A 6,564-nucleotide genomic window follows, 5' to 3' on the forward strand; every position below is an offset into this window, starting at 1 on the left:
GGTGCAGCGGGTGATCGACGCCGGCATCATGGCGCTGATTGTTGCGAATTCGCGCCCGCCCATGAAGCGGATGGTCGGCACCGGGCCGCCGCCGATATCGACGTTGACCAGCATGTCGCGATGCCGGTCGAGTGCGTCGAGCGGGCAGTCCGGATTGAGCACGATGACCCAGGTGCCGGTCGAAACGACAGCGACCGGGCCAAGCTCCTGCCGGCGATAGGCATGCAGCGCCGCATTCGAGTCATGGACGCCGTTGTGGATGGCGATCGGTCGCGCCGCAGCGCCGAGGTGGTGCTCGCCGATAACGGTGCCGGCGCGCTCGAAGGCAGGCATCCGGTCACGCCAGCCCTGCGCGTCGACCAGCGAGGAAAAGTCTTGGCTGCGCGGCGCCCACAGATGCGAATGGCAGCCGAGATAGGACACTTCCGAGACCGCCCGCCCGCCAAGGCGCCAGCTCCAGTATTGCGGATAGCCGAGGATCAACTTCGACGCAGCGAACGCGTCCGGATCGACTTCCTGCAGCCACAGCATGTGGCGGCCGTAGTTGAAGCCGAGCGGCAGCCGCGGCGAGAACGTCTCGGAAAAGTCAGGAATGCGGCGATCGATCCGCGCGGCAATCTCGGCCGGCGGCTCTTGCTCGTAATCGAGGATCGGATGCGTCAGCGCCGCCTCGTCGACCAAGGCAAAGGTGCAGCCATGGCCCGACACCATGACCCCTTCCACTCCATGACCGTCGACCGCATCGGCAACGGCGCTGAGCGCCCAATGGTGGAGGGCCGCCTCGTCGAGCACGCTGAAGCCGCCTTGGCGCCCCCATTTCGGCTGTGTCCGGCGCTCGTCGATGATCCGCCCGTCCTGGCCGAAGACGAAGAGCTTCGAATTGGTCTTGCCGAAATCGAGGACCGCCACCTTCACTGGATGGCTCCCGAGGCTATGCGCACCATGACGCCGGCGTCTTCCAGCATGCGCGCATCTGCGTCGGAGAGGCCGTCATCGGTGACCAGCGTGCCGATGCGGGAAAGCGGCAGCGCGACATTGCGCGCGTGGATCGACAGTTTGCGGCTATCGGCCAGCACCACGATCTGGTCGGCGCAGAGGCTGAGATCGACGATCGAGCGTACCAGCAGCGGGTGCGATTCCATCACGCCTTCCTGGCCAAGGCCTTGCGCGCCGAGAAAGAATTTGGAGGCGTAGAAAGGCACGGCCTGGGTGAGCGAATGGATGATGCCGGGCTCGCGATGCAGGTCACCGCCGGCAACCGTCAGGCTGCAATGGCCGTGATCGCTGAGATAGGCCGCCAGCGGCATCGAGTTGGTGTAGAGGCGGATGTTGCGCTCGGCGAGCTTGACCCCGAGATGGAAGCAGGTCGAGCCGCCATGCACGATGACGGCGTCGCCGTCACGCACCATGGTCGCCGCCAGAGCGGCGATCTGCCGCTTGGCCTCGACCGCAAGGTCGCGGTTCTCGTCATAGGGCCGGGCGTAGGCGACACCGGCCTGGGAAGCGCCGTCGAGTGCCGAGATGCCGCCATAGACCTTCCGCGCTTCGCCGGCTTCGTCGATCCTGTCGATATCGCGCCTGACCGTCGCGGCCGAAACGCCAAGCCGTTCCTGCAGCTCGCGCACCGAAGCGAACGGACGATCCCGCAGCAGTTCGACGATCTGACGCTGGCGGCCGGAGTCGCTCAATTCTTTCCTCCCGGATGCCATTTTCCATGGCAGTTGGTGCAACTTACTCAACATTAGCCAGATTGCAAGCGCGTTTTGATGATAGTATATCACTATTGACGTAGATCACTCGTATCTGCGATATCAGCGCCAATTCGACCCCGGCAACGGGATTTCGCGCAGGACACGGCCGAGCCGTTGGAGGAAAAGCGCCATGGCGACCCAAGCTGATGCGCAGGAACTGGCGGCCTTGCGGGCGCTTTCGGCCAGCATCGGGCAGAGCCCGCACCTGACCCAGGCGGCAGGCGGCAACACCTCGCTGAAAGCCGGCGACACACTGTGGATCAAGGCCTCCGGCACCTGGCTGAAGGACGCGCTCGTCGATGACATCATGGTGCCGGTGGCGATGGCGCCGCTGCTGAGAGCCGTCGAGCAGCGCGATCGCGCCGCCGACCAGCCGCAGGGTTTCACCATTGCAGCGCTCAACCCGCGCGGCCTGCGGCCGTCGATCGAGACCACGGTGCACGCCCTCATGCCGCAGCGCGTCGTTCTGCATGTCCATTGCGTCGACACCATCTCGCTTGCCGTGCAGGCCGATGGCGAGGCCGAGGTCGCCAGGCGGCTCGATGGCATCGAATGGGCCTATGTGCCCTATTTCCGGCCGGGCCTGCCGCTTGCACGCGGCATTGCGGAGAAACTGCGGCCTGGTGTCGACGTGCTGATCCTTGGCAATCACGGGCTGGTCGTCGCCGCCGAAACCGTCGCCGGGGCGGAGCTTCTGCTGCGCCGTATCAGGTCATTGCTGGCCCGGCCGACGCGCGCGACCGCCGCACCCGACCTCGACGCCTTGGCGGCGCTTGCCGGCGGCAGCGGCTACAGATTACCGGCCGATGTCGAAGCGCATGCGGTTGCGCTCGACCCTGAGAGCCGCCGCATGGCGCAGGCCGGCAGCCTCTATCCGGACCACGTCATCTTCCTCGGCCAGGGCTCCATCGTGGCGAAACCAGGCGAGGCGGTGGCCGATGTCATTGCACGACTGGACACGTCGCCTGCGGCGATCCTGTTTCCCGGCGCAGGCGTGCTGATGCGCGGCGATGCCAGTGCCGGCGCCGATGCCATGCAACGCTGCCTCGCCGACGTGACGGCGCGCATCGACATCGCCGCGCGGCTGAACTATCTCACCGCTTCCGAGAATGACGAACTGGTCAACTGGGACGCCGAGCAATATCGCCAGAAGCTCAACGCGGCTGGCGGCTAGCATGGGCATGATGCCACTTGTCATCGGCATCGATATCGGCACATCGGGTGCGCGCGCCGTCGCCATGCGCCCGGATTTTTCCATAGCCGGGCACTCGGCCGTCCCACTCGACAGGTTTGGCAGCGATGGGCGAGCTCCCACGGCGTGGTGGCAAGCGGTCAAGACGGTGCTGACGGAGCTGCTTTCCGGCATCGACCGCACGGCGGTCCGCGCCATCGCCATTGACGGCACCTCCGGCACGCTGCTGCCGGTCGACGCCGCCGGGCGGCCACTGGCCGAACCGCTGATGTACAACGACAAGGTCGATGACGACGACATCCTGGCCGCGATCGCCCGCACCGCGCCGGCTGCAAGCGCAGCGCACGGAGCGACATCCGGCCTCGCCAAGGCCCTGCGCTTCCAGCATCTGCCGGGCATTGCGGCGGTGCTGCATCAGGCCGACTGGATTGCTGGAAACTTCTCTGGCCACTTCGACGTCAGCGACGAGAACAATGCCCTGAAGACAGGCTATGATGTTGAGGCCCGCCGCTGGCCGGAATGGATCGCGGCGACCGGAATGCGCGTGGAGTTGCTGCCGCGCGTGGCCGAACCGGGCGAGGTCACCGGCGCCCTCACCGCGGAAGCCGGGGAACTGTTCGGCTTGCCGCGCGATGTGGCCGCCGTCGCCGGCACCACGGATGGTTGCGCCTCGTTCCTGGCGACCGGTGCCGCCGCGATCGGCGACGGCGTCACTGCGCTGGGATCCTCGCTGACCATCAAGATCCTGTCCGACCGGCCGATTTCGGCGCCGCGCTTCGGCATCTATAGCCACCGGCTCGGCAACGCCTGGCTGGCAGGCGGTGCGTCGAATTCCGGCGGCAAGGTGCTGGCTCAGCATTTTCCGCTCGCTCGTATCATCGAACTCAGCGCAAAAATCGACCCGGAGACAGACACCGGCCTCGATTACTATCCGCTTCCCACCACGGGCGAACGATTTCCGATCGCCGATCCGGCGCTGCCGCCTCGCCTTGCGCCCCGGCCGGCGGACGACGCCGATTATCTGAAAGCGATGTTCGAAGGCATCGCCGCAATCGAAGCGCTCGGCTATGACAGGCTTGCCGAACTCGGCGCGCCCGCGCTGATATCGGTCAGGAGCGTCGGAGGCGGGGCGGCGAACCCGGCCTGGACGGCAATCCGGCGACGCAGGCTCGGCGTCGATTTCCTGCCCGCGCTTTCCGACGAGGCCGCCGCCGGCACGGCGCGGCTGGCGCTGATGGGTGCAAGCCGGGCAGGACTCCTATGAGCGCCAAAACGATCGAACGTCTCGACGGCATCGGGCCGCTGGCGGAGCGCTATAATGTGTTCCTGCTCGACCAGTTCGGCGTGCTGCATGACGGCACACGGCCCTATCCAGGCGCGGTGGCAGCGCTGTCGGCGCTGAAGCGCGCCGGCAAGACCGTGGTGCTGGTTTCGAACTCCGGCAGGCGGGCACGACCCAATGAAAGCCGGCTCATGAAACTCGGCTTCGAAGCGGGAAGCTGGGATCATTTCGTTTCTTCCGGCGAGGTGGCGTGGCGATCCTTCAGGCAGATGGCGATTTCGGGGAAGCTGCGCCCAGGGACAAAATGTCTGCTGATCAGCCGTGAAGCTGACCGCTCCGCGATCGAGGGCCTGCCTTTTGTGCTGACCGGGTCCGGCGATGAGGCCGAACTGGTGCTGATCGCGGCCAGCGAGGGTGACCGCTTTGACCTCGACCATTATCGCAGGCTGTTCGCGCCGGCTGCAGAGCGGCGGGTGCCGTGTTTCTGCACCAATCCCGACATCGTCATGCTGACGGCCGTTGGCCCTCGCTTCGGCGCCGGCCGTCTGGCCGATCTCTATGAAAGCCTGGGCGGCAGCGTTACCCGTATCGGCAAGCCCGACAAGGCGATTTTCGAAGCCGCGCTGGCGCTGGCCGGCGAGCCGGACCGTGGCACCGTGGTCTGCGTCGGCGACAGCGTCGAACACGATATATCGGGGGGGAACAGCACCGGCATCGCCACCGCGCTGGTGCTGAGCGGAATACTGGCGGACACACCGGATCTCGCCGCTGTTTTCGACGAACAACAGGCCTGGCCGGACTACATCACGGACAGTTTCAGCTTCCGCTGACCGCTTCCAGCATGCGGCGCGCGCTCTCCTCGTCGGTGATCAGGATGGTTGGGGCGATGAGGGTCATGGCGCCGAGCAGCGCTTCGGTTTTCTCCTCGCCACCGGAGGTGAGGATACGGATCGGCGCCTTGCGCAGACGGTCGACATCCACGGACATCACGTGGCTGTTGACGGGATGGTCGACCAGATCGCCGTTGCGGTCGAAGAAATGGAACAGGAGGTCACCCACGGCGCCACGCGCAAGCAGGGCCTCCCGATCCGCCTCCTTGAGGAAACCGCCACGAGAGAAGGTGGTGGCCGAGGCGATCCCGCCGACGCTCAGCAGAACGGCATCGAGCACGTCGGCCATTTCGAAAATCTCCTGCAGGCCGCAGCGCTCGATCAGTGCGATCTTGGTCTCGACGCTGTCGACGACGGCTGGTGTCGGCATCAGATAGCCGTCGCCCTGGAATATCTGAGCGAAGCGCCAGGCGAACTCGGCTGGGTTTACCCGGCGCACGACGCCGACACCGCCAAGCAGCGAAATCACCTTGAAATCGGTGAGCGACTTGGCGCTGATGAAGGGCAGGCTCGAGAACAGCGTCTGCCCCCAGCCGACGCCGACCCGCATCCCGGACTTCATCGTGTCCGACAGGAAACTGCCGGTCTTGGCGCTGATCGCCGGTATCGGATCGGCATCGGGTGCCGAAAGCGGCGCCACCAGCGCCTGCTGCAGCCCGAACGTCTTCTCCAGCGCGCGCTCAAGCCGCACAATTTCCGACAATTCGCTCTCGATGGTGATCTTCACTTCGTTGCGCGCCCGGGCATCCGCCAGCATGCGCACGATGGTGACGCGACCGACGCCGAGCACGTCGGCGATCTCGTTCTGCGTCATCTGTTCGACGAAATACATCCAGGCGGCGCGAATCCTGAGGCGATCCGTCCGGCTTTCGCTGGCGACCTGCTCGGTTGCCTCGCCTCGACCGTCTTCGCTTTCGCCCTGTCGTCGTCTGCCCAAGTCTGTCTCTCCCCTGCGGCGACGGACGAGCGCGCTGCCGCCGATTCTCCATGCTGGTCTAGTATCGCCTATTGATCTACCAATCGATAGGAACAATGTAGAGAGTGGCGGCTGCCCCGCTTGGCGGCTATCCGCAGCAAATTTCAAGGCGATCCGCGATGCTCCGACAAATCTCCGAAGATGTCCGCGTCAATCTGAAGGACCGGCTGCGGGAAGTCCGCGAAATCATCCGCCAGAGCCGCCATGACGGCAGCGGCGATGCCAGCATCCTGCGCGAAGCAACCAGCCATCTGCCGCCGTTTCCGGGCAAGGGCATCGAAGGCCTGCTCAGCCATGCCGCGAGTGCCGTCGACGAGGCGCTGTCGATCGCTGAAGCTTTCGTCCCGCATGAGCGCCCGATCAAGGTGGACGGCACGACGGTAAAGGGCCTCGGCACCTATTTCCCGATCGGCAATGAGGACCGCCAGCTGAGCGCCGAGCGCCTGTTCCGGCGCGATATGTATTATCTGACC

The 6,564-nt window shown here is 65.6% G+C and carries 5 protein-coding genes and 2 pseudogenes; 4 read left to right on the top strand and 3 right to left on the bottom strand.

Annotated features, from left to right (window positions below):
* Both EN749_RS27855 and EN749_RS27860 read right to left on the bottom strand, forming a co-directional pair.
* Nucleotides 1-915 (bottom strand): annotated as a pseudogene (locus EN749_RS27855) (carbohydrate kinase); the annotation flags it as partial.
* Complete coding sequence (locus EN749_RS27860) at nucleotides 912-1,688, bottom strand: DeoR/GlpR family DNA-binding transcription regulator (RefSeq protein WP_127266683.1); 777 nt, start codon at nucleotides 1,686-1,688, stop codon at nucleotides 912-914. The pseudogene EN749_RS27855 and the gene EN749_RS27860, both read right to left, overlap by 4 nt.
* Nucleotides 1,689-1,881: 193 nt before the next feature.
* On the opposite strand from EN749_RS27860, the gene EN749_RS27865 reads away from it, so the two are divergent.
* Genes EN749_RS27865 through EN749_RS27875 form a run of 3 tightly spaced genes read left to right on the top strand, consistent with a single transcriptional unit; the run spans nucleotide 1,882 to nucleotide 5,055 of the window.
* The gene (locus EN749_RS27865) at nucleotides 1,882-2,925 is read left to right on the top strand and encodes a class II aldolase/adducin family protein (RefSeq protein WP_128364362.1); all 1,044 of its coding nucleotides are present in this window, start codon (nucleotides 1,882-1,884) and stop codon (nucleotides 2,923-2,925) included.
* A 7-nt stretch (nucleotides 2,926-2,932) separates the two neighbouring features.
* A complete protein-coding gene (locus EN749_RS27870; protein WP_189367742.1) occupies nucleotides 2,933-4,207 on the top strand; it encodes an FGGY-family carbohydrate kinase in 1,275 nt (424 codons plus the stop codon).
* Nucleotides 4,204-5,055: a TIGR01459 family HAD-type hydrolase gene (locus EN749_RS27875; protein WP_127397271.1), complete on the top strand. Its 852-nt coding sequence runs from the start codon at nucleotides 4,204-4,206 to the stop codon at nucleotides 5,053-5,055. Before EN749_RS27870 ends, EN749_RS27875 begins: the two co-directional genes overlap by 4 nt.
* Here EN749_RS27875 and EN749_RS27880 read toward each other — a convergent pair.
* Nucleotides 5,042-6,052 carry a sugar-binding transcriptional regulator gene (locus EN749_RS27880; RefSeq protein ID WP_023811047.1) on the bottom strand — a complete coding sequence of 337 codons (1,011 nt, stop codon included), beginning with the start codon at nucleotides 6,050-6,052 and terminating at the stop codon, nucleotides 5,042-5,044. The two genes, EN749_RS27875 and EN749_RS27880, sit on opposite strands and share 14 nt — an antisense overlap.
* A gap of 158 nt (nucleotides 6,053-6,210) precedes the next feature.
* On the opposite strand from EN749_RS27880, the pseudogene EN749_RS27885 reads away from it, so the two are divergent.
* Nucleotides 6,211-6,564: pseudogene (locus EN749_RS27885) on the top strand (hypothetical protein); the annotation flags it as partial.

The sequence above is a fragment of the Mesorhizobium sp. M7A.F.Ca.ET.027.02.1.1 genome (assembly GCF_004022985.1).
Classification (GTDB): domain Bacteria; phylum Pseudomonadota; class Alphaproteobacteria; order Rhizobiales; family Rhizobiaceae; genus Mesorhizobium.

Bases quoted from the DNA above. Each gene is read 5' to 3' on its own strand.
- EN749_RS27870 (WP_189367742.1), top strand. From the start codon at position 2,933: ATGATGCCACTTGTCATCGGCATCGATATCGGCACATCGGGTGCGCGC.
- EN749_RS27865 (WP_128364362.1), top strand. From the start codon at position 1,882: ATGGCGACCCAAGCTGATGCGCAGGAACTGGCGGCCTTGCGGGCGCTT.
- EN749_RS27875 (WP_127397271.1), top strand. From the start codon at position 4,204: ATGAGCGCCAAAACGATCGAACGTCTCGACGGCATCGGGCCGCTGGCG.